General features: G+C 59.9%; 14 protein-coding genes. 12 read left to right on the top strand and 2 right to left on the bottom strand.

The features are described from left to right. Positions 1-134: 134 nt before the first annotated feature. From RYC18_RS15345 to RYC18_RS15315, 7 genes are all read left to right on the top strand, one after another. A complete protein-coding gene (locus RYC18_RS15345; protein WP_005745816.1) occupies positions 135-1,865 on the top strand; it encodes a PAS domain-containing sensor histidine kinase in 1,731 nt (576 codons plus the stop codon). Next, positions 1,850-2,239, top strand: a complete 390-nt coding sequence (locus RYC18_RS15340; RefSeq protein ID WP_005745815.1) for a response regulator — start codon at positions 1,850-1,852, stop codon at positions 2,237-2,239. Before RYC18_RS15345 ends, RYC18_RS15340 begins: the two co-directional genes overlap by 16 nt. Before the next feature lie 9 nt (positions 2,240-2,248). Beyond that, complete coding sequence (locus tag RYC18_RS15335) at positions 2,249-4,366, top strand: putative bifunctional diguanylate cyclase/phosphodiesterase (protein ID WP_005778133.1); 2,118 nt, start codon at positions 2,249-2,251, stop codon at positions 4,364-4,366. Positions 4,367-4,453: 87 nt separating this feature from the next. Then, positions 4,454-5,203, top strand: coding sequence for an efflux RND transporter periplasmic adaptor subunit (locus RYC18_RS15330; protein WP_081025032.1), 750 nt, complete (start codon positions 4,454-4,456; stop codon positions 5,201-5,203). Next, positions 5,200-6,522 carry an efflux RND transporter periplasmic adaptor subunit gene (locus RYC18_RS15325; RefSeq protein ID WP_316886446.1) on the top strand — a complete coding sequence of 441 codons (1,323 nt, stop codon included), beginning with the start codon at positions 5,200-5,202 and terminating at the stop codon, positions 6,520-6,522. Before RYC18_RS15330 ends, RYC18_RS15325 begins: the two co-directional genes overlap by 4 nt. Next, the gene (locus RYC18_RS15320) at positions 6,522-8,618 is read left to right on the top strand and encodes an HlyD family efflux transporter periplasmic adaptor subunit (protein WP_316886445.1); all 2,097 of its coding nucleotides are present in this window, start codon (positions 6,522-6,524) and stop codon (positions 8,616-8,618) included. Before RYC18_RS15325 ends, RYC18_RS15320 begins: the two co-directional genes overlap by 1 nt. Positions 8,619-8,647: 29 nt before the next feature. After that, positions 8,648-9,157, top strand: coding sequence for a GNAT family N-acetyltransferase (locus RYC18_RS15315; protein WP_005745809.1), 510 nt, complete (start codon positions 8,648-8,650; stop codon positions 9,155-9,157). On the opposite strand, the gene RYC18_RS15310 is transcribed toward RYC18_RS15315, so the two are convergent. Then, entirely contained in the window at positions 9,158-9,469 is a 312-nt protein-coding gene (locus tag RYC18_RS15310) for a DUF6916 family protein (protein ID WP_005745808.1), read from the bottom strand. A gap of 54 nt (positions 9,470-9,523) precedes the next feature. Then, positions 9,524-10,114, bottom strand: coding sequence for a phage tail protein (locus RYC18_RS15305; RefSeq protein ID WP_002552297.1), 591 nt, complete (start codon positions 10,112-10,114; stop codon positions 9,524-9,526). A gap of 364 nt (positions 10,115-10,478) precedes the next feature. Here RYC18_RS15305 and RYC18_RS15300 point away from each other — a divergent pair, with 364 nt between their 5' ends. The 5 genes from RYC18_RS15300 (at position 10,479) to gcvP (ending at position 24,409) form a co-directional block, all read left to right on the top strand. Then, positions 10,479-11,315 (top strand): sulfotransferase family protein, encoded by an 837-nt coding sequence (locus RYC18_RS15300; RefSeq protein ID WP_002552296.1) that lies wholly within the window; start codon positions 10,479-10,481, stop codon positions 11,313-11,315. Positions 11,316-11,454: 139 nt separating this feature from the next. Next, positions 11,455-19,236, top strand: a complete 7,782-nt coding sequence (locus tag RYC18_RS15295) for an Ig-like domain-containing protein (RefSeq protein ID WP_316886545.1) — start codon at positions 11,455-11,457, stop codon at positions 19,234-19,236. 98 nt (positions 19,237-19,334) lie between these two features. Beyond that, a complete protein-coding gene (locus RYC18_RS15290; RefSeq protein ID WP_316886544.1) occupies positions 19,335-20,828 on the top strand; it encodes a TolC family protein in 1,494 nt (497 codons plus the stop codon). A gap of 322 nt (positions 20,829-21,150) precedes the next feature. Continuing rightward, positions 21,151-21,534 (top strand): glycine cleavage system protein GcvH, encoded by a 384-nt coding sequence (gene gcvH, locus RYC18_RS15285; protein WP_002552291.1) that lies wholly within the window; start codon positions 21,151-21,153, stop codon positions 21,532-21,534. Between the two features lie 10 nt (positions 21,535-21,544). Further along, on the top strand, positions 21,545-24,409 hold the full coding sequence (gene gcvP / locus RYC18_RS15280) for an aminomethyl-transferring glycine dehydrogenase (protein WP_316886444.1): 2,865 nt from the start codon (positions 21,545-21,547) through the stop codon (positions 24,407-24,409). The last annotated feature ends 50 nt before the right edge of the window (positions 24,410-24,459 follow it).

Raw genomic sequence — 24,459 nt, 5'->3', positions numbered from 1 at the left:
GATTCATTTAATAACTAATCTGCCGATACTGATCTGGTATGGTCCACAAACCTCTTATCATCCATTTGAGTGGATGTCCGTAAGTGTGATTACGGCCGTAATGGCAGAAAGGTCAGGTAGTACCGGGAAGTGATATGTCAACCCCGCCAGCAGACCGCCCGCTTGCCGATTCTCAGTCTCGTGCTGAAAAAATCGTCGAATCTCGCCGTCAGAAAATCCTGCTCAAAACCGGCGCGCTGCAGGACGCGATTTTCAACAGCGCCTACTTCTCCAGCATCGCGACCGACGAACACGGCGTCATCCAGATATTCAACGTGGGTGCCGAACGCATGCTTGGTTACCACTCTGAAGATGTGGTCGACAAAATCACGCCGGCAGATATCTCCGACCCCGCCGAGCTGATCATCCGCGCGGCAGCGCTCAGCCATGAACTGAACACGCCCATCACGCCGGGCTTTGAGGCACTGGTATTCAAGGCTTCGCGTGGCATCGAAGACATCTACGAATTGACCTACATCCGCAAGGACGGCAGCCGCCTGTCGGCCATGGTGTCGGTCACTTCACTGCGAGACAGCGCCGAAACCATCATTGGTTATCTGCTGATCGGCACCGACAACACCGCGCGCAAGCAGGAAGAGGAAGCCCAGGCTCTACTGGATCAGCGGTTGCGTGACCAGCAGTTCTACACCCGCTCGCTGATCGAATCGAACATCGACGCGCTGATGATGACCGACCCGCAAGGCATCATTTCCGACGTCAACAAGCAGATGATGGCGCTGACCGGGCGCACCCGTGATGAGTTGATCGGCGCGCCCTGCAAAAACTTCTTCACAGACCCGGCGAGTGCCGATGCCGCGATCAAACGCGTGCTCAGCGAACATAAGGTCAGCGACTACGAACTCACCGTGCGGGCCTACGACGGCACCGAAACCGTGGTGTCCTACAACGCTGCGACTTTTCATGACCGGGACCGCAAGCTCAAGGGTGTCTTCGCTGCCGCCCGAGACGTGACCGAGCGCAAGCGCTTCGAACGCACGCTGGAAGAAAAAAACGTCGAGCTGGAACACGCCAGCCATATGAAGTCCGAGTTCCTTGCCACCATGTCCCACGAGTTGCGCACACCGCTGAACGCCGTCATCGGTTTTTCCGAGGCGCTCAAGGACGGTATGGTCGGCGACATGACCGATGCCCAGCGACGGTACATCGGCGATATCTTCAACAGCGGCCAGCATCTGCTCTCGCTGATTAACGACATTCTCGACCTGTCCAAGGTCGAAGCCGGAATGATGACGCTGGAGCTTGAACCGGTCGATCTGGAAGAATTGCTGAGTAACAGCCTGCTGATCGTTCGCGAGCAAGCCGCCCTGCAACGCATCCAGTTGAAACTGGAAACCGAAGCCGACTTCGGTCTGCTTGAGCTGGATCGGCGCAAGACCAAGCAGATTGTCTACAATTTGCTGGCCAACGCAGTGAAATTCAGCGAACCCGGCGGCTGGGTGACCCTGGCGGTGCGCCAAGTGTCATTTGCCCAGGCAGGCGTCATTGAGGGTGACTGGCCAGCGCACACGTTTCCATTGCCCTCCAGTGAATACGAACAGTTTCTGGAACTGAGCGTCAGCGACACAGGAATCGGTATCGCCCAAAGCGATATGAACAAACTGTTCAAAGCCTTTAGTCAGATCGACAGTGGTCTGGCACGCAAATTCGAGGGCACCGGACTGGGCCTGGCGATGGTCAAGCAGCTGACCGAACTGCATGGCGGCTGCGTCGCGGTCGCAAGCGTCAAGGACCTCGGCGCACGCTTTGTGGTCTGGCTGCCCATCCGCCCGCCTGAATGCGAGGAGGCACGATGGCCCAGATCCTGATCATTGAAGACAATGCGGCGAATATGCGCCTGACGGAGCTGTTATTGACCAGCGCCGGTCACAGCGTACTGTCGGCAGTCGATGCTGAAACCGGCCTGAAACTGGCCCTTGAGCGTCAGCCCGACCTGATTCTGATGGATATTCACCTGCCGGAAATGGACGGCCTGATTGCCACCGCGCTGTTGAAGAAAGACGCCGGCACAGCCGCGATCCCGGTGGTCGCCTTGACCGCAATGGCCATGAAGGAAGACAAGGAAAAGATCCGTCTGGCGGGCTGCAACGCTTACATCATCAAACCATTGCGCTACAAGGAGCTGTACCGGGTTATCGACACCCTGCTGGAAAAAAAACTGCCTCAACAGCCAATTACCTGAGCATTCGATATGACCCAGAGCGCCGCAACCATCCTGATTATCGATGACGATGTCCATGTCCGGGACCTGCTGGAGGTTCTGCTGCAGAATCAGGGTTATCGGACGCTGACTGCGGAATCGGGCGAGCTGGGGCTGGCCATGGTCGAACTACAAGCGCCTGACCTGATCCTGCTGGACATCATGATGCCGGGCATGGACGGTTACGAAGTCGCCAGTCAGCTCAAGGCCAGCAAGAGCACCGCCAATATACCGATCATCATGCTCTCGGCACTTGACGAGCAAAGTGCACGTTTGTCAGGGCTGGAAGCCGGTGCCGAGGAATACCTCAACAAACCGGTGGACAGCGCCGAGCTATGGTTACGTGTGCGTAACCTGCTGCGCCTCAAGGCGTTTGGCGACTACCTGAAAAACCACAGCCTGATCCTCGAAGACCAATTGCAGCAGCGCACCATAGACCTTGAGCGTTTTCGTACGGTGATGGACGCTTCTGAAGATGCCATTTTCCTGATCAACCGCAACACCATGAGCCTGATCGAATTCAACCGCAGGGCATGTCAGCTGCTGGGCTACACCGCTGAAGAACTGGCGCACAAGACCCCGGCCGAGCTGGGCGAGACGTCAATGGAAAATCTGGAAGTCGTGTATGACCAGATCATCGCCGGCAAAGGCCCCAGCGAACCACTGGAAACCCAGATTCGCGACAAGAGCGGACGCGATGTCGAGGTAGAGATCCATCGCCAGGCCTATCGTACCGGCGAGGACTGGGTCATCGTCGGCATCGTCCGCGACATCACCCGGCGCAAGGAAAGCGACCAGCGCCTGCTGACCATGGCCCACTACGACGCACTGACCGGCCTGCCCAATCGGGACCTTTTTTTTACCAGCCTGCAAATGGGCGTGACCCAGGCGGCCATCAGCCGCTGGAAGCTGGCAGCACTGACGGTGAATCTGGATGGCTTCAAGAACATCAACGAAACCTGGGGGCATGTACTGGGCGACGAGGTGCTGCTGGAAGTCAGCCGCCGCCTGTCGGAGTGCCTCAACGCCAGCGACACCCTTGGCCGTGTGGATGGCGATCAGTTTGCACTGATTCTGATGCTTCGTGACGGCCAGGCCGATACCCGCCAGACACTGGACCGCATTCGCAACGCATTGCGCGTGCCTTTTCAGTTGGAAGGCCAGAGTATCGTCATGACCGCCAGTATCGGCATCGCACTTTATCCGGAGGACGGCGAAGACTCTCGCGAGCTGATCAAACACGCCTACACCGCAATGAACAGTGCTAAAAAAATAGGCCCGGACACCTATCGGTTCTATACCGCGCAGATGAACGCTGACGTCTCGGCACGCCTGGACCTCGAAGCGGCCTTGCGTGACGCCGTGCAAAAACAGGCGTTCGAGATTGTCTACCAGCCTAAACTCAACCTAACTGACAACCGGGTATGCGGGCTTGAAGCCTTGCTGCGCTGGCCGCGCCCTGGCCAGGCAGGCATTTCGCCCGCCGTATTTGTTCCGGTGCTGGAAAGTCTGGGGTTGATCGGTGAAGTCGGCAACTGGGTGGTCGACAGCGTTTGCGCGCAGATTGCGCGCTGGCAACGTTCCGGGCTGGGCTCTTTTCAGGTGGCAGTCAACATCTCCGGGCAGCAGATTTCCAGCAGCAGTCTGGTGGCCGACATTCGTCAGGCACTTGAGAAACACAAAGTTGCGCCGCAGTGGCTGGAGGTCGAACTGACGGAAAGCTCGTTGATGGAAAACACCTCTCACACCATCGCTACCCTGGGTGCGCTACGCGCCAATGGCGTGAGTATTTCCATCGACGATTTCGGCACCGGCTATTCAAGTCTGGCTTACTTGCGCCGATTCCCTATCGACAAGCTTAAAATCGATATCGCATTCATTCGCGAAGTGACCAGCAACCCACAGGACGCGGCCATTGCCAGAGCCATCATTGAACTGGCTCACAGCCTCGACCTGAAGGTTATCGCCGAAGGTGTGGAAACACCCGAGCAACTGGCGTTTCTGCGTGAAAACCATTGCGATCAAATCCAGGGTTACCTGATCAGCAAGCCGCTGCCACTTGGAGAGCTCGAGGTCTTTCTTCGATCACCGGCAAGCCGCGTCGGGTGACACAGCATAGTCGGCACAGGCGGTGCCGATCATGCCATTTTTGAAGGAGTTCGCTGCATGCGGTGTTTGCCAGCTGTACTTTTAGGGATGCTAAGTGTGGCAGGTCTGGCTCAGGCGCAAACGCCGAGCGATGCCGGACTGATCGAGGACAACGCAGCAGCCAGTACACCCACCTTGTCCAGCGAGGCGCGGGGCGTATTGCGCGCAACCAATCAGGCGGTCCTCGCCAGCGAGTTGTCCGGCCGTATTACTGACCTGCCTTTCCAGGAAGGCGAGTCTTTCAACAAAGGCGATACCCTCGCCCGCTTCGACTGTTCGGCCTACCAGGCTCAGCTCAATGCCGCGCAGGCAGCCAGCCGTGGTGCCAGCGAGGAACTGGCGCACAACCGGCAACTGGCGGCGCTCAACTCGGTGGGTCGTTTCGAGGTGGCACGTGCCGAGGCGAAGCTTTCCGAAACTCAGGCGCAGTCTGGCGTCTATCAGGTACAGATCAAGCGCTGCAGCGTGGTTGCGCCCTACGACGGGCAAGTCGTCGAGCGCAAGGTGAAGCGTTACGAGAGTGTCGCAGCCGGTACGCCGATGCTCGAAATCGTCGACAACCGCACGCTGGAAATTCACCTGCTGGTGCCCTCGCGCTGGATGAGCAGACTCAAGCCCGGACAAACCTTCAGCTTCGTTCCCGACGAGACCGGTCAGCCGCTGACCGCCACCGTCAAGCGCCTCGGTGCGCGTATCGATGAAGGCAGCCAGACATTGCTGCTGATCGCCAGCCTGCCCAAAGCGGAGGGCCTGCTGGGAGGCATGAGCGGTACTGCACATTTTGCGGAGCTCAAGTGAACGCCCCCGCATCCGGCGCGGTTGAACGGGTTTTCGCGCAGTTTCTCGACCTTGAACGGCTGACCCGCGCCGCACCTGCGATAGATCAACTGGCGTACAGCCTGGTCAACGACAGCCAGGGGTTGTTCGGCTATCGCCACGCAGCGCTGGTGATCGCCGGCAAGGTGCGCTCAGTGACGGGAGTCAGCATCATCGAACCCAATGCGCCGTTCGTGGCCTTTGTCGAACATGCCGTCGGCCAGTTGCTGAAACTGGAGCAGGTCAAACCGGCGCGCGTCGTGCACATGGATTCACTCAGCGCATCGGTACGCGATGACTGGAACAGCCTCTCGGCACCGCATGTTTTCTGGCTGCCGCTGCAAGACCGTAAAGGTGAGGTGTTTGGCGGCCTGTGGCTGGCCCGCGACACGCTGTGGACACCCGCAGAGCAAATCCTGCTGGCGCAACTGGGCGATACCTGCAGCCACGCGTGGCTCGCCTTGCAGCCCGGAAAACCGTGGCGCCTGCGCTTCAACCGCAAGCGCCAGGCCTTACTAGTGATGCTGGCGCTGTTGTGCCTGCTGATTCCGGTGCGTCAGTCGGTACTGGCACCCGCCGAAGTCGTACCGCTGGGCGGACGCGTGGTGGCTGCGCCGCTGGATGGCGTGGTGGCCGAGTTTCTGGTCAAGCCCAATCAGGTCGTCAAGACCGGGGACCTGCTGCTGCGTTTCGAGAACACGACCCTCAAGGCTCAGGCTGATGTAGCCGAACGGGCACTGGGCGTTGCCGAAGCGGAACTGAAAGCCAACTCGCAGCGCTCTTTCGCCGATGCCGAATCCAGTTCACGAATCGACCTGCTGGCGGCCCGTGTCGAGCAGAAGCGTGCCGAGCGCGATTATGCCCGTGAACTGCTTAAACGCAGTGAAGTGCGCGCCGAACGCGACGGTATCGCGGTATTTGCCGATGCCCAGCGCTGGCTCGGCAAGCCGGTGCAGACCGGCGAGCGTCTGCTGGAAATTGCCGACCCGACTCAGGCCGAGCTGCGCATCGAGCTGGCAGTTGGCGACGCCATCGCCCTGCAACCGGATGCCGAAATCGCATTGTTTCTGGACAGCGACCCGCTGCAACGGCATGCCGCCCGCCTTGAGCGAGCAGCCTATGAGGCCCAGCCCACTCCCGGCGGGCAGCTGGCGTATCGTCTGGATGCCAGCTTTCTCGATTCGCCGCCACCCCGGATCGGGCTGCGTGGCACAGCCAAGGTATTCGGCGACCGTGCTCCACTGGCGCTGTACCTGCTGCGTCGCCCTCTTGCCGGCCTGCGTCAAAGTGTAGGCCTGTAATGAACCTGCCCAACCTGCGTGCAGATTTGCAGCTTACACCTGCCGCCCCAGCCCTTGACGGTTCGCCACGCTGGACCTTGGCCGACCCGGTGCGCGGTCGCTATTTCAAGCTTGGCACCCAGGCCATTCGCCTGTTGCGTCATTGGGCGCTGGGTGATGCTTCACAGGTGCTGCAAGCGGCCAACCGCGAGCCGGGCCTGCCGTTGGGCAACACCGAGATTGACGAGTTGCTGCGTTTCTTGCGCGGCCATGACCTGATCGCAGCGCGCGACCCGGAACAGCGCGCCAGCTACGCCTACAAGGCCGCAGCGGCACGTCATGGGCTGTGGCAGATGCTCTTGCATCAATATCTGTTCTTCCGGATTCCGCTCTGGCGTCCTGACGCATTTCTCAACAAGGCTTGGCCGTGGCTGGCGCGCTACGGTTCAAGGCTGCTGCGCTACGGGCTGCCGCTCACGCTGGGGCTGGGAATTTTTCTGGTAGCCCGGGACTGGCAACGCTTCATCGGGACCTTTCCCCACCTGTTCAGTCTGGGTGGCGCGCTGGCATTCGGTATAGCGCTGTTTTTCGCCAAACTCTGCCATGAGTTCGGCCACGCATTCATGGCCAAGCGTGCCGGATGCCGGGTACAGAGCATGGGCGTGGCGTTCATGGTCCTGTTGCCGTTGTTCTATACCGATGTCAGCGATGCCTGGCGGGTCAACGATCGCCGCGCCCGACTGCTGATCGGCGCGGGTGGCGTGCTGGCGGAAATGCTGCTGGCATGTATCGCCTTGCTGGCCTGGTCACTGCTACCCGACGGACCGGCGCGCACCGCAGCATTCATGCTCGCCAGCGCGACGTGGCTGACCACTGTGGTGGTCAACCTCAATCCGTTCATGCGCTTTGATGGTTACTTTCTGATCAGCGATTTTTGGGAAGTCGACAATCTTCAGGGTCGGGCTTTTGCCCTGTGTCGCTGGCGACTGCGCGAGGCGCTGTTCGGCTACGGCCTTCCCGCACCGGAGCCGTGGTCAGCGGCCATGCAGCGTCGTCTGCTGTGGTGGGGGTATCTGTCCTGGTTGTGGCGTGCAGCACTGTTTTTCGGTATCGCGCTGGCGGTCTACCATCTGTTTTTCAAGTTGCTGGGGATTTTCCTGATGCTGGTGGAGTTGGGCTGGTTCATTTTTCTGCCGATTTTCAAGGAATGTCGCCACTGGTGGTCACACCGCGAACAGGCGTACGCACCCCGTGTGCTGCTCAGTGCGGCAGGCTTGCTGGCACTGCTCCTGTTGCTCATCGTACCGTGGCACAGCAGTGTCGAGTTGCCGGTGATGCTGGAAGCCGAAAGTGTGACGGCCATACATGCCCCGGCCGCTGCCAGAGTCAGGCAGGTCAATGTGCACGACGGCCAGAAGGTCGAACAAGGCGCCGTGCTGATGGAACTGGAATCCCCGGATATCGACTCGCGGCAAAGTATCGTGCGCCGTGAGATCAACATTTTGCAGTTGCAGATGCGTCGTCAGGCAGGCCGCAGCGAGACCGCCGCCGATGCCGGGATTCTCGAACAGCGTCTGGCCGAAGCCGTTGCCGAGTATCGCGGCCTGGCTGCACGACGCGAACGTCTGCTGTTACGCGCTCCCAAGGCCGGGCAGGTGCGCGACCTGCTGCCCCAGTTGAGCGAAGGTCGCTGGGTTTCAACCAGAGACCCGCTGCTGAGGATTGTCGAGGAAGGCACGCGAATTCGCGGTTACGTGGCCGAGAACGCGCTGTGGCGTATCGCACCTGGTGATCGCGGACGCTTTATTGCCGATGATCCGATGCGTGAGTCGCTGCTCGTGGAGCTTCAGGAAGTCGATGCCAACGGTGTGGCGTGGCTGGATCAAGAGGCGTTGAGTTCCGATCACCACGGACCGATTGCCGTGCGGCGTGACGAAAATCAGCGCGCCGAACCGGTACAGGGCCAGTATGGTGTACGCCTGAAACTGGTCGACAACAGCGCTGCACCGTCCCAGCCGTTGCGTGGCGTAGCGGTGCTGGATGGCCGCAGTGAATCCCTGTTGGGCGCAACCTGGCGCAGGCTTGCCGCCCTGGGAGTAAGAGAAAGCGGGTTCTGAAGCTGACACATGGACAGAGGACAGCAGACATGACAAAAAAACCTTTCACCAATATCGATGGGCTGGTGGTGCGGCCATCGAGAGAAACCGACAGCGCCTTTCTGCAGATGCTCTACCACTCGGCGCGTCCCGATCTGCAATTGATCGACGGCGAACGCGATCAGGTTGAAGACGTCATCGCCCAGCAGTTTCGCGTGCAGGATCTAGGGCAGGGAGAAAACTTCCCCAACGCCATGCGCTACGTGATTGAAAAGCTCGGCACGCCCATCGGTGCGCTGGTCACAGATTTCGGACACAACGAGATACGCGTGCTGTATCTGGCGTTCATTCCGGCAGCGCGTGGCAAGGGCTACGGGCGCAACGTTTTGCAGGGTGTGCAGCAGGCCGCCGAACAGATCCGCTGCCCGGTGGCAACAGTGGTCTGGGCCAACAACCCGCATGCTCGCCAGCAATATCTGGCGCTGGGGTTTCAGGTTGAAGAGCAGGATGTGGCAGCGGCGAGACTGATCTGGTATCCAGGCCAGACCGCTGCCTTTTGATCAGTTGAAGCTTATGCAGTAGTAGGCCAGGTTCTCGTCGCGGCCCATGGCGGGAACACGAGAGACGAACACATTCTGTAGCAGGCCCAGCTCCGGCAGTTCGATAGCACAGGCCCCATCGACAAACTCGCTGGGCTCAAGTGACTCAAGTGAAACGTTGAACGGCATACGTTGTTGCCGGGCGGCTCGTGCCTGCGGTTTTTCGGCCACTGAGGCGACATGTACAGGCAACTGGCTGCCGTCGCTCATTTGCAACTGGCAGGTATTACCCAGCAGGCTCTGGAAGTGTTCAACGGTAACGTCTTGCAGCATGACGCATCTCCAGTGAAATGAGTGGGAAGAGCCCGTCCCTGGACTCGTGTCAGATCAGTCCCTGGTAGGGAAAAGACCCTGCAGGGCGATACTGAAGTTCACCACCAGGAACGGGTTCATGCTGTCGATAGGCAGGCTGCCTCCGACGGGCTGCATGGTTCCGGTGATGGCGGTACTGACGCCCTTCTGCACGACAGGTGCGGTGCCTGCATTGGGCGAAAAGATATTGGCGGAGGTCGGTCCGCTAGTGGAAGCGCCTATGAACGCATTGTCTGTGGTGGGCGCGATGGTCGCCCCGGTCACTGCCGGGTTGGCCAATGTGATGGTGGTGTTTGCGGTCAGCGTGCTCATCTGGTGCACGTGTGCAGGCATGTTGGCGATGGCCACAGTGACCTTCTCAACACCCGATACAGAGCCGATCACCCGGTTGGTGAGGTTGACCCCGGTCCCCTGATTTATCGGCACCCGGCCTTGAAGATTGGGCAACATGAAGTTCTGCGAGGGATTCCCTCCATAAATGACGCCCAATAGTGCGTACAAGGCGTTGTACTGACTGATGTTCAATGTTTGTCCATTGCATTGCATCCAGCCAGCAGGCGCAAACGGAAAGCCAAACGTCATGATCGAACCCATAAAAACTTCCATACACCCTCATCCTTCTTCTATGTCATGGGAAACTTCGATCCACCGGGGCACGGTCCACAGGTGGCAGGATAGAAGCGTAGACGCAGTTTTCAGGGTGTAAATGTTTTTGCAAATGACCGTTATCCGTTGTACATCCAGTGACACTCAACAGTCATTGCCGGAAAGTTCACTACCGTTCATCTGATACTCATCATTCTTTCACCGGAAAACCCTAATAAAACCGGGAGGGAGAACGCCACATCAGTTTTTTTAACGTTCCCATCCCTCAAGACATGCTGGCTCCTGTCGAACTACTGGCATATGAATGCACTTTGTTACGTAGTTCACACACTCGTATAAACAGTTGTTTTTCCGGGGCGCATGGATGCAAAAATTCCACTTCATTGCAGGTTTGCCACGATCGGGCTCCACCCTGCTATCAGCCATTCTCCTGCAAAACCCGCGCTTTCATGCGGGTATGAGCAGCCCGGTTGGCTCTCTTTTCTCCAGTATTCTTGGCCAGTGCAGCGCTGGCAGTGAATTCTCCTCAGTGATCAACACCGATGTGCGTCGTCGCTTGTTGCGCGGTGTTTTCGAGTCCTACTACGCCGACAAGGCCGCTAAAGACGTGGTGTTCGATACAAACCGTGGCTGGTGTTCACGCCTGCCCGCGCTCATGGACCTGTTCCCGCAAAGCAAAGTGATTGCCTGCGTGCGTAACGTCGCCTGGGTCATGGACAGTATCGAACGTTTGTACCGCGCCAACCCTTTTGAAAACACCAAGCTGTTCAACGATGACGTGGAACGCAATACGGTCTACAGCCGGGTCGAGACGCTGGCGCAGCGCAATCGTCTGGTGGGCTTTGCCTGGGCATCGCTCAAGGAAGCCTATTACGGCGAGCATGCCGACTCGATTCTGTTGATCGATTACGAACTGCTGTCCCAGGCCCCGGAACGGGTCATACGGCTGGTCTACGACTTCATCGAAGAACCGTGGTTTGAACACGACTTCAACAACCTCGCCTATGACGCCCCGCAGTTCGACGATGCGCTGGGCGTATCAGGCTTGCACAAGGTCAAGCCGCGCGTTGCGCTGGAGCAAAGGCCCACCATCCTGCCGCCCGACCTGTTCGAGCAGTATTCAAAGTTGTCGTTCTGGAATGACGGGTCTGCCAGCGCAGCCAATGTCATCCGCATGAAATCAGACGCCGCCGTTAACTGACTGCGGTTTTATCACTCGTAACGTTCGATCTCTGGTGAGCAACATGTGGTGGAATAAACAAAAATCGCGGACTGCAAAGCGGGCACCTTCGAGTGCAACCTCACCCGTTTCCCCCATGATCATGTCTCTCGAACCGCGCATGCTGTTCGACGGTGCGGTCGCAGCCACCGTTGCTGAAGCGGCCCAGCCGGACAGCCAGCCCACGCCCGACGCATCGGCCAAAAGCGCCGAGCAGGCCAACAGCGCCAGCAACGACCATCATGCGCAAGCGCCAGCCTCTTCGGACGTGGCTGCAACGCCTGCCGCCGTGCCCGGCACCACCGTCGTATTTGTCGATTCACGGGTGAAGGATTCGGCCAGCCTGCTGGCGGGCGTTGCGCCCGGTGCGCAAGTGGTCGAACTGGACGCCACCAAGGATGGCCTGCAACAGATTGCCGATTACCTGGGGTCTCATCAGGGCGTCAGCTCAGTGCAGATCATTGCGCACGGCAACTCCGGCGACCTTTGGCTGGGCAACAGCTATGTTTCGGCGGACAACATCGCGCAACGCAGCGCCCTGCTGGCCGAAATCGGCAACGACATGAATGTCGGTGGCGATATTCTGATCTACGCCTGCAACACCGCCGAGGGCGACACCGGCCTGAGCTTTGTCGACTCGCTGGCAACCCTGACTGGCCGCGATGTTGCTGCGTCCACTAACCGCACCGGCGTGGGTGGCGACTGGGATCTGGAAATCGCCACCGGCAGCATTGAAAGCGTCAGCGCCCTTTCGCGACAGTCGATGGACGCTTACCAGTGGGGGCTGGCAACGTTTACGGTCACCTCCACCAGCAACACCGGCGCAGGCAGCTTGCGTGACGCGCTGACCAATGCCCAGAACGGCGATATCGTAACCTTTTCGACCGGCATGACCGTCGCGCTGCAAAGCCAGCTGGTAGTCAGCAAGAACATCACCATCGACGGCGACCTGAACAACGACGGCGTCGCTGACGTCACCCTCGATGGGCAGAACAGAACCAGTGTCATCCGGGTCAACTCCGGGGTGACGGCCACACTCGACGGCGTGATCATCACCCGAGGCGTGGCCAGCACGGCGGGCGCCAGCAGTGGTGCGACCATTGCGGCCTCTGATGCACTGGGCGGCGGAATCAACAACGCCGGCAACCTCACGCTGCGCAATGTCACCGTCACTGCCAACTCGGCAGCGGGTGGTGGCGGTGGCGGTGGCGTCAACTCGCCAAACGTGGGTGGTGGTGGTGGTGGCGGCGGCGGCATCGGCGGGCAGAACGGTGCTGCGGGTGGCAGTGCCGGCACCTATACATCCACCGCCCCGTCAGCCAATACCGGCGGCAACGGGGCATCGTTCAGCACTGCTTACCTGGCCGGCCAAGGCGGTAACTCCTCAGGAGGCGGCGCAGGAGGGAATGGCACGCCTGTCGGTTACACCAACGGCGGCGCAGGCGGCACCGCGACCAGCGGAGGTCGGACCATCGGTGGGGGTGGCGGCGGCTCTGGGTTTGACGCCAATGGGGGCAGAGGCGGCTCGGCAGTTGGCGGCATTTACAACGCCTCGACCGGCACTCTGGCGATCATCGGCACGTCGACCATCAGCAACAACATCGGTGCAGGTGGTGGTGGTGGTGGCGGCGGCACGATTGGTGGCAACGGTGGCCGTGGCATCGGCGCGATCTGGAACAAAGGCACGGTCAACATCACTTCCAGCAATAACTCGGCGATGACTGGCAACGTGGGTGGCAGCGGATCTGGCGGACAAGCGACCAGCGGCGGCACCAATGGCTCCTCGCCTACCGCCGTCACTAATATCTTCAACGACGGCGGCACGCTCAACGCCACCTACACCTCAGACACGACGGCACCAACGGGCACCAGCATCGTGATTGCCAATTCGTCGCTGAGTTCGGGTGGCACATCGGCGGTCACCTTCACGTTCAGTGAGCCGGTCTTCGGCCTGGAAATCTCCGAAATCACCGTGCCCAACGGTACGTTGAGCAACCTGGTGACCACCAATAACATTACCTGGACAGCCACTCTTACGGCCTCCAGCAATACTTCCGCCAATTCCAATGCAATCAGCCTGCCGTTATCGGCGGTGCAGGACTCAGCCGGCAATATCGGTACCGGGACAGTGACCTCCAACAACTACGCAGTGTCCGATACCGTTCCGCCGACAGTGACTGTCGTGGTAGCAGACACCGCACTGGCGGCGGGTGAAACATCACTGGTCACCTTTACGTTCAGTGAAGCGGTTACCGGCTTCGACAACACCGACATCTCGGTCGCCAATGGCACATTGACCGCTGTGAGCAGCAGTGACGGCGGCAAAACCTGGACCGCGACCCTGACGCCGACCGCCAACCTGACCAGCACCACCAACCAGATCAGCCTGAACCGGGCAGGCGTGCAGGATCTGTCCGGAAACGCCGGTTCAGGCACTGCCACGTCCAACAATTACGCCATCGACACGTCGCGCCCGACCGCAACCATCGTGCTGGCGGACAACTCCCTGAGCATTGGTGAAACCTCGCAGGTCACCATCACCTTCAGTGAGGCGGTGTCCGGTTTCACCAACGCGGACCTGACCGTCGTCAACGGCACCCTGAGTGCCGTGACCACCAGCAACAATATTGTCTGGACCGCGACATTCACGCCGACCAACAACACTACCGACAGCACCAACGTGATCACCCTGGACAACACAGGGGTCAGCGATGCGGCGGGCAACACGGGTTCGGGAACCACAACCTCGAACAATTACGCCATCGATACCCAGCGCCCGACTGCAAGCATTCTGGTGGCAGACGCCAGTCTCACGGCCGGTGAAACCTCACTGGTGACGATTACCTTCAGCGAGGCCGTCAGTGGTTTCACCAACGCCGACCTGACAGTGCCCAACGGCACCTTGAGCACCGTCACCAGCAGCGATGGCGGCATCACCTGGACGGCGACCTACACGCCGAACAACAACGTCAACGACACCACCAACGTGATCACCCTGAGCAACGCAGGTGTAACGGATCTGGCTGGCAATGCCGGGTCCGGCACCAGCAACTCGGGCAACTTCACCATCGACACCGTGCGCCCGAGTGCCACAGTGGTTGTGGCCGACAGCGCCCTTTCCGCGGGTGAAACCTCGCTGGTGACGATTACCTTCAGCGAGGCCGTAACCGGGTTCACCAATGCCGACCTGACCGTCGCCAATGGCACCTTGAGCACAGTGAGCAGCAGCGACGGCGGCGTCACCTGGACCGCGACCCTCACGCCAGCCGCCAACGTGACCGATACCACCAACCTGATCACGCTGGATGCGAGCGGCGTTGCCAATGCTTCCGGCAACGCAGGCACCGGCACCATCAGCTCCAACAATTACGCCATCGACACCCAGCGCCCGACCGCCACTATAGTGGTAACCGATAACGCGCTGGCCATCGGTGAAACCTCACTGGTAACCATTACCTTCAACGAGGCGGTCAGCGGTTTCACCAATGCCGACCTGAGCATCAGCAACGGCACACTGAGTGCGGTCAGCAGCAGCGATGGCGGCATCACCTGGACCGCAACCCTGACGCCGACACTAGGGGTCACCAGCAACAGCAATTCGGTGAACCTGAACAATGGCGGGGTCACCGATCTGGCGGGCAACGCCGGCAGCGGCCTGAGCACGTCGAACAATTACGCCATCGACACGGTACGCCCGACTGCCAATATCACAATGTCGGACAATGCCTTGACCGCAGGTGAAACCTCACTGGTGACCATCACCTTCAGCGAGGCCGTTATCGGCTTTACCAACGCCGACCTGAGCGTACCCAACGGCACCTTGAGCGCCGTGAGCAGCAGCGACGGCGGTATCACCTGGACGGCGACCTACACGCCGAATGCCAATATCGCCGATACCACGAACGTGATCACGCTGAACAACACGGGCGTGACCGATCTGGCCGGCAATATCGGCAGCGGCACAACCGATTCCGGCAATTTCACCATTGCCACGCAGCAGCCGACAGCCACCGTAGTGGTCGCTGACAGCGCGTTGTCTGTGGGCGAAACCTCGCTGGTCACCATCACCTTCAGCGAAGCGGTCAGCGGTTTCAACAACGCCGACCTGACGGTCGAGAACGGTACGTTGAGCGCGGTCAGCAGCAGCGACGGCGGTATCACCTGGACGGCGACCTTCACGCCGACCGCAAACGTGACCGACGCAAGCAACCTGATCACTCTGGACAACACCGGCTTCACCAATGGTTCCGGCGTGACCGGCAGCGGCATCACGTCTTCGAACAACTACGCCATCGACACCCTGCGCCCTACCGCCACCATTGTGGTGGCCGACAATGCGCTGGCCGTCGGTGAAACCTCTCTGGTAACGATCACCTTCAGCGAAGCGGTCAGCGGTTTCACCAATGCGGACCTGAGCGTTGCCAACGGCACCCTGAGCGCGGTCAGCAGCAGCGACGGCGGTATTACCTGGACGGCAACGCTTACTCCGACCGCAGGCATCACCGACAGCAGCAATCTGGTGACCTTGAACAACGCTGGCGTCACTGATCAGGCAGGCAACGCGGGCACCGGGCTAACCTTCTCCAACAATTACGCCATCGACTCGGTGCGTCCGACCGCCAGTATTGTGGTTGCAGACAACGCGCTGTCGATCGGTGAAACCTCGCTGGTTACCATCACCTTCAGTGAAGCAGTCAGCGGCTTCGACAATAGCGACCTGAGCATCGCCAACGGCACCCTGAGCACGGTCAGCAGCAGTGACGGCGGCATCACCTGGACCGCGACCTTCACGCCAACCCTCAATGTCGCCGACAGCACCAACCTGATCACGCTGAACAACACCGGCGTAGCCGACCTGGCCGGCAACATCGGTAGCGGCGTCACCAACTCCAACAATTACAGCATCGACACCATCCAGCCGACCGCCACCATTGTGGTCGCTGACAGCGCGTTGTCTGTGGGCGAAACCTCGCTGGTCACCATCACCTTCAGCGAAGCGGTCAGCGGTTTCAACAACGCCGACCTGACGGTCGAGAACGGCACCTTGAGCGCGGTGAGCAGCAGCGACGGTGGTATCACCTGGACCGCGACCTTCACGCCGAGCGCCAATGTCACCGACGCAAGCAACCTCGTGACCCTGGACAACACCGGGTTCACCAATGCCTCGGGCAACGCCGGCAGCGGCGTCACTTCCTCGAACAACTACGCCATCGACACCCTGCGCCCTACCGCCACCATTATGGTGGCCGACAATGCGCTGGCCGTCGGTGAAACCTCGCTGGTTACTATCACCTTCAGTGAAGCGGTCAGCGGTTTCACCAATGCAGACCTGAACATTGCCAACGGCACCCTGAGCGCGGTCAGCAGCAGCGACGGCGGTATTACCTGGACGGCAACGCTTACTCCGACCGCAGGCATTACCAGCGCAAGCAACTCGGTGACGCTGAACAATGGCGGTGTGACTGACCTGGCCGGTAACGTAGGCAGCGGCCTGACGCTCTCCAATAACTACACCATCGACCAGACGCGACCGACTGCCAGCATCGTAATAGCAGACAACGCCCTTTCGGCGGGTGAAACCTCACTGGTCACTATCACCTTCAGTGAGGCAGTCAGTGGTTTCGACAACAGCGACCTGAACGTACCGAACGGCACACTGAGCACGGTCAGCAGCAATGACGGCGGCATCACCTGGACTGCCACCTTCACACCAAACGCAAATGTGAATGCCAGCACCGGGCAGATCAGCCTGAACAGCGCAGGTGTCACCGACCTGGCGGGCAACGCGGGCAGCGGCATCATCAGTTCGGGAAGTTTCACCGTCGACACGACCAGACCTTCCGCCACCATCGTGGTGGCCGACAATGCCCTGTCCGCAGGCGAAACGACTCTGGTCACGTTCACGTTCAGTCAGGCGGTCAGCGGGTTCAGCAACGCCGACCTGAGTGTCGCCAATGGCACGCTGAGCGCGGTTTCCAGCAGCGATGGCGGCATCACCTGGACTGCCACCTTCACACCAAACGCAAACGTGACCGATGCAGGCAACCTGATCACGCTGGATAACACCGGTGCCACCAACGCATCGGGCAGTACCGGCAGCGGCACCACGGCCTCGAACAACTACACCATCGATACTCAGCGCCCGACAGCAACTATCGTGGTCACTGACAGCCTTCTGGCGATCGGCGAAACCTCACGGGTGACCATTACGTTCAGCGAGGCGGTAAGCGGCTTCAGTAACGCCGACCTGACCGTCGCCAATGGCACCTTGAGCGCCGTCAGCAGCAACGACGGCGGTATCACCTGGACCGCAACGCTGACCCCCAATGCAAACGCCGCGAGCAACAGCAACGTGGTGACGCTTGATAACGGCGGCGTAACGGATCTGGCAGGCAACGCAGGTAGCGGCACGACGCAATCCAATAGTTACGCCGTTGATCAGGTCCGACCAACCGCCAGCATCGTGATCGCCGACAGCACCCTGTCTGCAGGTGAAACCTCGCAGGTGACGATTACCTTCAGCGAAGCAGTCAATGGCTTCAGCAATGCCGACCTTACAGCTGCCAATGGCACCTTGAGCGCAGTCAGTAGCAACGACGGGGGCATCACCTGGACCGCAACCTTCACGCCAAACGCAAACGTGACCGATGCAAGCAACCTGATTACGCTGAACAACACCGGAGTCGCCGATGCTTCCGGTAATACCGGCAGTGGCATTACATCGTCGAACAACTATGCAATCGATACGGTACGCCCGACCGCGACCATTACCGTCGCCAATCCGAACCTGGCCATCGGTCAAACCTCGCTGGTGACCTTCGCCTTCAGCGAGCGCGTGACCAATTTCGATCTGTCGGACATCAGTGCCGGCAACGGCAGCCTGTCCGGCCTGAGCAGCAGCGACAGCGGCCTCACCTGGACCGCCACCCTGACGCCGGATGCCAATATCACCGCAGCCAACAACTTCATCGTTCTGGACAGCGGCAGAGTCAATGATCTGGCCGGCAACGCGGGCACAACAGTCGCGCTGTCCAGCAACTACAGCATCGATAACCAGCGTCCTACAGCGAACATTTCCATCGCCAATCCAAACCTGGCGACGGGTCAGACATCCCTGGTGACTTTTGCCTTCAGCGAGCCGGTGAATAACTTCACGCTGGCGGATGTCAGCGTGGCCAACGGCACGCTGTCCAACCTGGCCAGCAGCGATGGCGGAGCCACTTGGACCGCGACCCTGACGCCGACGGCGAATGTCACTGACCCGAGCAACTTCATTGTGCTGGACAGCAGCACAGTAACTGACCGGGCAGGCAACGCAGGGACAGGCATCGCGCTGTCTCCCAACTACGCCATCACGACCACGTCGCTGACCGGAGACCCGCAGTTCCGGATAGACGCGCCAGCACCGCTGGTCAACACACGGAATCTGCCACTGCAGCCGGCACTGTTCGGTCCGCCAACCGGCAATCTGGGTTCGCCATTGAGCTTCTCGCCGTTGTTCGAACAGCGCACTACCGGGGGTGGTCTGCCGCCTGTGGGCAATATCTTCATTACCAACCGCGCCCTGGCACCCAGCTTTATTGCCCAGGTGTTCGACTCCAGCAGTGTCGGCGGCCCGGGCTCCGGGTTCACAGGCTTCAACAGCGGCGAAGGCAGCGTGTTCGGTACCAGTACGCTGTCGACGCTGTTTTCCCGCGAATCCGCGACGGACAGCTCGACGACGGGCGCCTTCAACAGCGCTGGCAGCAATGGCCTGCGAGACTCGTCACAGAGCATCCAGGCAGGTTTCGGCGCGTTGACCCTGGGTCAGCAGTTGCAACAGATCACCGATAACGAGCAAGAAAAACTGCGCGCACTGGCATGGGCTTTAGGGGAAGTCGGTGTGAGTGAAGCGCAAGCCTGAAACAGGGTTTGGTAAGGCGTCGTAGCTGTACGGCGCTCATAAAAAAGAATGCGGTAGCTAGAGCTAGGGGCGGTCGGAGCATGAAAAGAAGTCAGAAGTTGTTCAGCATCAGCCTGCTGGCGCTGGTAGTGAGTGGTTGCGCTGTTACCAGCCAGCCTATCGACCGAAGCGTCAGCGAGCAGCGCGCCAAAAGCGATCTGCAACTGATGTACAAGGATCAAGAACCATTGAACGGTGCATTGACCCTGCACCAAGCCATGGCCCGCGCGGTGAAGTACAACCTTGAAGCGCGCCTGAAAATCATGGAAGAAGCCCTGGCCAAACGTCAGTTGGACCTCGCCAGCTTCGACATGCTGCCGCGCATGGCACTTTCAGCGGGCTATGCCGGACGCAGTAACGTCAGCGCATCGAGCAGTGAAAGCGTCGAGACCGGGACCCAGTCTCTCGAACCCTCAACCTCGCAGGATCGCAGCCGTCGTGTCGCCGACCTGACCATGGTGTGGAACGTACTCGACTTCGGTGTCAGCTACATCAGCGCCAAACAGCAAGGCGACCAACGCCTGATCGTTCAGGAACGCCGTCGCAAGGTGATCAACACCATCGTTCAGGACGTGCGTTCAGCCTATTGGCGCGCCGTCGCCGCCGAACGCATGCTCAAGCAGATCGACAGCCTGATGGTTCGCGTTGAAAAAGCGCAGGACAACAGCCAGCAAATGAGCCAGCAGCGTGTAGGTGACCCGGTACAGGCACTGGGTTATCAGCGCTCACTGATCCAGGCGACGCGTCAGCTTGAAGAACAGCGCAAGGCGCTTTCACTGGCCAAGACCGAACTGGCGACCCTGATCAACCTGCCGCTGGGCACCGATCTGAAGCTGGCGACGCCGGACGACTACTCGATTCCGCAACTCAAGGTCGACATGGCGCGCCTGGAAACCGAAGCGCTGGCCAGTCGTCCCGAGCTGCGCGAACAGGATTACCAAACCCGTATCAGCTCGGCCGAAACCCGCAAGGCCATGCTGCGCATGCTGCCCGGCCTGGAGTTCTCGGCAGGCGGCCATTACGACAGCAACTCGTTTCTGGTCAACGACAAATGGGCTGATCTGGGCGTAAAAGTCACCTGGAACCTGTTCAATGTGCTGTCGGCACCTGCCGCCATTGACGTCGCCAAAGCCGGTGAGGAAGTCGCTACTGCGCGTCGTCAGGCAATGTCCATTGCCGTACTGGCCCAGCTCTACGTGGCCAACGCCAACTACAACGAGGCGTTGCGCCAGTTCAAAACCAGCCAACAGCTGTCGAGCATCGACAGCCAGATCGTCGGTCAACTGCGCAATCGTTATCAGGCTGCCGGTCTGGGCGAGCTGGATCTGATCCAGGGCGAACTGAACACCCTGCAGGCTGATCTGCGTCGCGACCTGGCATATGCCGACCTGCGCAACGCTTACGGCCAGATTTTCGCCAGTGCGGGTCTGGATCCACTGCCGTCGGAGCTTTCATCCACCAAGGTGCAAGCCATTGCTGTTGCACTGGATGCGCGCGAGTCGCAGTGGGAAGCAGGTAATATTTCAGTAGCCGCTACCACGCCCAAGCCTTAAGCCTGCGTCATGAACGACCACCCGGTCAGCGCTGTGCGCTGGCTGGGTGCAGTAACGCCCCTCGCCTCGCAACGAAATCGTTCCACTGTAATGATTTCACTCCATTAAAGCGCACTCCCCTTGCATCAAGGCCTTGATCAGGCACGTATTTTCAAATACCTGAACTGTGTAGCGATTTCGCTACAGCTGAAATCGGTTGTACTGACCTAATAATCAGTAACTATTTGATTTATATGAAAAAATAAAACATGGCCGCTAAATTGCTTAGCCATAGCTCATATTGTTCGCGTGCTGCGCGAGCCCTGTTCTCCGAGGAGTTTGTATGAGCGAGTTGCGATTCACCGTTGACCATGAATGGCTGCGTGCCGAAGCCGACGGCAGCATTACGGTCGGCATCACGCCCTATGCGCAAGAGTCGCTGGGCGACGTAGTCTTCGTGCAGCTCCCGGATTTGCAGGCCTACACTCAACACGCTGAAGTGTCAGTGGTGGAATCGGTGAAAGCCGCCAGCAGCATCAACATGCCGCTGGACGGTGAAGTGGTCGAGGTCAACTCAGTCCTCGATGACACGCCGGAGCTGGTCAATGAAGACGCTCTCGGTGCAGGCTGGTTTTTTCGTTTCATTCCACAGGATGCCGACGCCATCCACGGCCTGCTGGATCAGGACGCCTACGACCGCCTGATCAAAGCCAACGCCCAAGCCTGAGGAGCACGCCATGACTGACCGTATTGAACTGACCACTGCCAACGAATTCATCGCCCGTCACATTGGCCCGCGCGCTGCCGACGAGCAGGCCATGTTGCAGACGCTGGGTTTCGACTCCATTGAAGCGCTGAGCGAAAGCGTTATCCCGGAAAGCATCAAGGGCACCAGCGTGCTGAACCTGCCTGCCGGGCAGAGCGAAGCCGATGCGCTGGCGTCCATCAAGGCCATCGCCAGCAAGAATCAACTATTCAAGACCTACATCGGCCAGGGTTACTACAACACCCACACGCCGGCACCGATCCTGCGCAACCTGCTGGAAAACCCGGCCTGGTACACCGCCTACACGCCCTATCAGCCGGAGATTTCCCAGGGCCGTCTGGAGTCGCTGCTCAATTTTCAGACGCTGATCAGCGACCTGACCGGCCTGCCGATTGCCAACGCGTCCTTGCTCGACGAAGCGACCGCTGCTGCCGAAGCAATGACCTTCTGCAAACGTTTGAGCAAGAACAAAGGCAGCCAGCAGTTTTTCGCCTCCAGCCACTGCCACCCGCAGACACTTGATGTGTTGCGTACCCGTGCCGAGCCATTGGGCATTACCGTTGTGGTGGCGGACGAAGCCGAGTTGGGCGACGTCAGCGATTACTTTGGCGCGTTGCTGCAATACCCGGCCAGCAACGGCGACGTGTTCGATTACCGCGAGCTGGTCGAACGTTTCCATGCTGCCAACGCGCTGGTCGCCGTGGCTGCCGACTTGCTGGCACTGACGTTGCTGACCCCGCCAGGCGAATTTGGCGCCGACGTGGCCATCGGCAGCGCACAACGCTTCGGCGTACCGCTGGGCTTCGGCGGCCCGCATGCGGCTTACTTCTCAACCCGCGATGCCTTCAAGCGCGACATGCCGGGCCGCCTGGTCGGCGTATCGGTGGACCGTCACGGCAAGCAGGCCCTGCGTCTGGCCATGCAAACCCGCGAACAGCATATTCGTCGCGAGAAGGCCACCAGCAACATTTGCACTGCACAGGTCCTGCTGGCCAACATCGCCAGCATGTACGCCGTCTACCATGGCCCGCGCGGCCTGACACAGATCGCCAAACGCGTTCACCAGTTGACCGCGATCCTTGCCGAAGGCTTGAGTACGCTGGGTCTGAAGGCCGAGCAGGCATTCTTCTTCGACAGCCTGACCCTGAACACCGGCAGCAGGACCGAGGCGCTGCACGCAGCGGCTCGCGCCAGGCACATCAACCTGCGTGAAATCGACGACCAGCACCTGGGTCTGTCACTGGACGAAACCACCTCGCAGTCGGCAGTTGAAACGCTGTGGGAAATCTTCGCCAGCGACGGTCAGAACCTTCCGGACTTCACCGCACTGGCAGCCAGCGTCCCGTCGCGTCTGCCCGCTGCACTGCTGCGCCAGTCGGCAATCCTCAGCCACCCGGTGTTCAACCGCTACCACTCTGAAACCGAACTGATGCGCTACCTGCGCAAGCTGGCTGACAAAGATCTGGCGCTGGACCGCACCATGATTCCACTGGGCTCGTGCACGATGAAGCTCAACGCCGCCAGTGAAATGATCCCGGTGACCTGGGCCGAATTCGGCAACCTGCACCCGTTCGCCCCGGCCGAGCAGAGCGCCGGGTATCAACAATTGACCGACGAGCTAGAGGCCATGCTCTGTGCGGCCACCGGCTATGACGCAATCTCGCTGCAACCGAACGCCGGCTCCCAGGGTGAATATGCCGGCCTGCTGGCCATCCGCGCTTATCACCAGAGCCGTGGCGATGAGCATCGCGATATCTGCCTGATCCCTTCATCGGCACACGGCACCAACCCGGCCACAGCCAACATGGCCGGTATGCGTGTCGTGGTCACCGCCTGCGATGCACGTGGCAACGTCGATATCGAAGACCTGCGCGCCAAGGCCGTTCAACACCGCGACCAGCTTGCGGCGATCATGATCACCTACCCGTCGACCCACGGCGTTTTCGAAGAAGGCATCCGTGAAATCTGCGGCATCGTTCATGACAACGGCGGTCAGGTCTACATCGACGGCGCCAACATGAACGCCATGGTCGGCCTGTGCGCTCCGGGCAAATTCGGTGGCGATGTATCGCACCTCAACCTGCACAAGACCTTCTGCATTCCGCACGGCGGCGGTGGCCCAGGCGTTGGTCCGATCGGCGTCAAATCCCATCTCGCCCCGTTCATGCCGGGCCATGCACGCATGGAGCGCAAGGAAGGCGCAGTCTGCGCAGCCCCGTTCGGCAGCGCCAGCATCCTGCCAATCACCTGGATGTACATCCGCATGATGGGCGGCGAAGGCCTGAAACGCGCTTCGCAACTGGCGATCCTCAACGCCAACTACATTTCGCGCCGCCTGGAAGAGCACTACCCGGTGCTGTACACCGGCACCAACGGGCTGGTTGCCCACGAATGCATCCTTGACCTGCGCCCTATCAAGGACAGCAGCGGCATCAGCGTCGATGACGTGGCCAAGCGTCTGATCGACTTTGGCTTCCATGCCCCGACCATGTCGTTCCCGGTTGCCGGGACCTTGATGATCGAGCCGACCGAGAGCGAGTCCAGAGAGGAACTGGACCGTTTCTGCGACGCCATGATCAAGATCCGTGAAGAAATACGCGCGGTTGAAAACGGCACACTGGACAAAGACGACAACCCGTTGAAAAACGCACCGCACACCGCCGCGGAAATCGTCGGCCAGTGGAGCCATCCTTACAGCCGCGAACAGGCGGTGTATCCAGTCGATTCGCTGATCGAGAACAAGTACTGGCCTCCGGTCGGCCGTGTCGACAACGTCTTCGGCGACCGCAATCTGGTCTGTGCCTGCCCGTCCATCGAGAGCTATCAGGAAGCCTGATAGCCCGTGCTTTGGCATGCCTGTGCGCAGCTCGATGGTGAGTGCGCACA

This window comes from Pseudomonas syringae group sp. 247E2, from assembly GCF_032587795.1.
Taxonomy (GTDB): domain Bacteria; phylum Pseudomonadota; class Gammaproteobacteria; order Pseudomonadales; family Pseudomonadaceae; genus Aquipseudomonas; species Aquipseudomonas amygdali.
The sequence above is the reverse complement of the archived record's forward strand: the minus strand, read 5'-3'. Positions and strand labels throughout refer to the sequence as shown.

Bases quoted from the DNA above. Each gene is read 5' to 3' on its own strand.
- RYC18_RS15345 (WP_005745816.1), top strand. From the start codon at position 135: ATGTCAACCCCGCCAGCAGACCGCCCGCTTGCCGATTCTCAGTCTCGT.
- RYC18_RS15340 (WP_005745815.1), top strand. From the start codon at position 1,850: ATGGCCCAGATCCTGATCATTGAAGACAATGCGGCGAATATGCGCCTG.
- RYC18_RS15335 (WP_005778133.1), top strand. From the start codon at position 2,249: ATGACCCAGAGCGCCGCAACCATCCTGATTATCGATGACGATGTCCAT.
- RYC18_RS15330 (WP_081025032.1), top strand. From the start codon at position 4,454: ATGCTAAGTGTGGCAGGTCTGGCTCAGGCGCAAACGCCGAGCGATGCC.
- RYC18_RS15320 (WP_316886445.1), top strand. From the start codon at position 6,522: ATGAACCTGCCCAACCTGCGTGCAGATTTGCAGCTTACACCTGCCGCC.
- RYC18_RS15315 (WP_005745809.1), top strand. From the start codon at position 8,648: ATGACAAAAAAACCTTTCACCAATATCGATGGGCTGGTGGTGCGGCCA.
- RYC18_RS15310 (WP_005745808.1), bottom strand. From the start codon at position 9,469: ATGCTGCAAGACGTTACCGTTGAACACTTCCAGAGCCTGCTGGGTAAT.
- RYC18_RS15305 (WP_002552297.1), bottom strand. From the start codon at position 10,114: ATGGAAGTTTTTATGGGTTCGATCATGACGTTTGGCTTTCCGTTTGCG.
- RYC18_RS15300 (WP_002552296.1), top strand. From the start codon at position 10,479: ATGCAAAAATTCCACTTCATTGCAGGTTTGCCACGATCGGGCTCCACC.
- RYC18_RS15295 (WP_316886545.1), top strand. From the start codon at position 11,455: ATGCTGTTCGACGGTGCGGTCGCAGCCACCGTTGCTGAAGCGGCCCAG.
- gcvH (WP_002552291.1), top strand. From the start codon at position 21,151: ATGAGCGAGTTGCGATTCACCGTTGACCATGAATGGCTGCGTGCCGAA.
- gcvP (WP_316886444.1), top strand. From the start codon at position 21,545: ATGACTGACCGTATTGAACTGACCACTGCCAACGAATTCATCGCCCGT.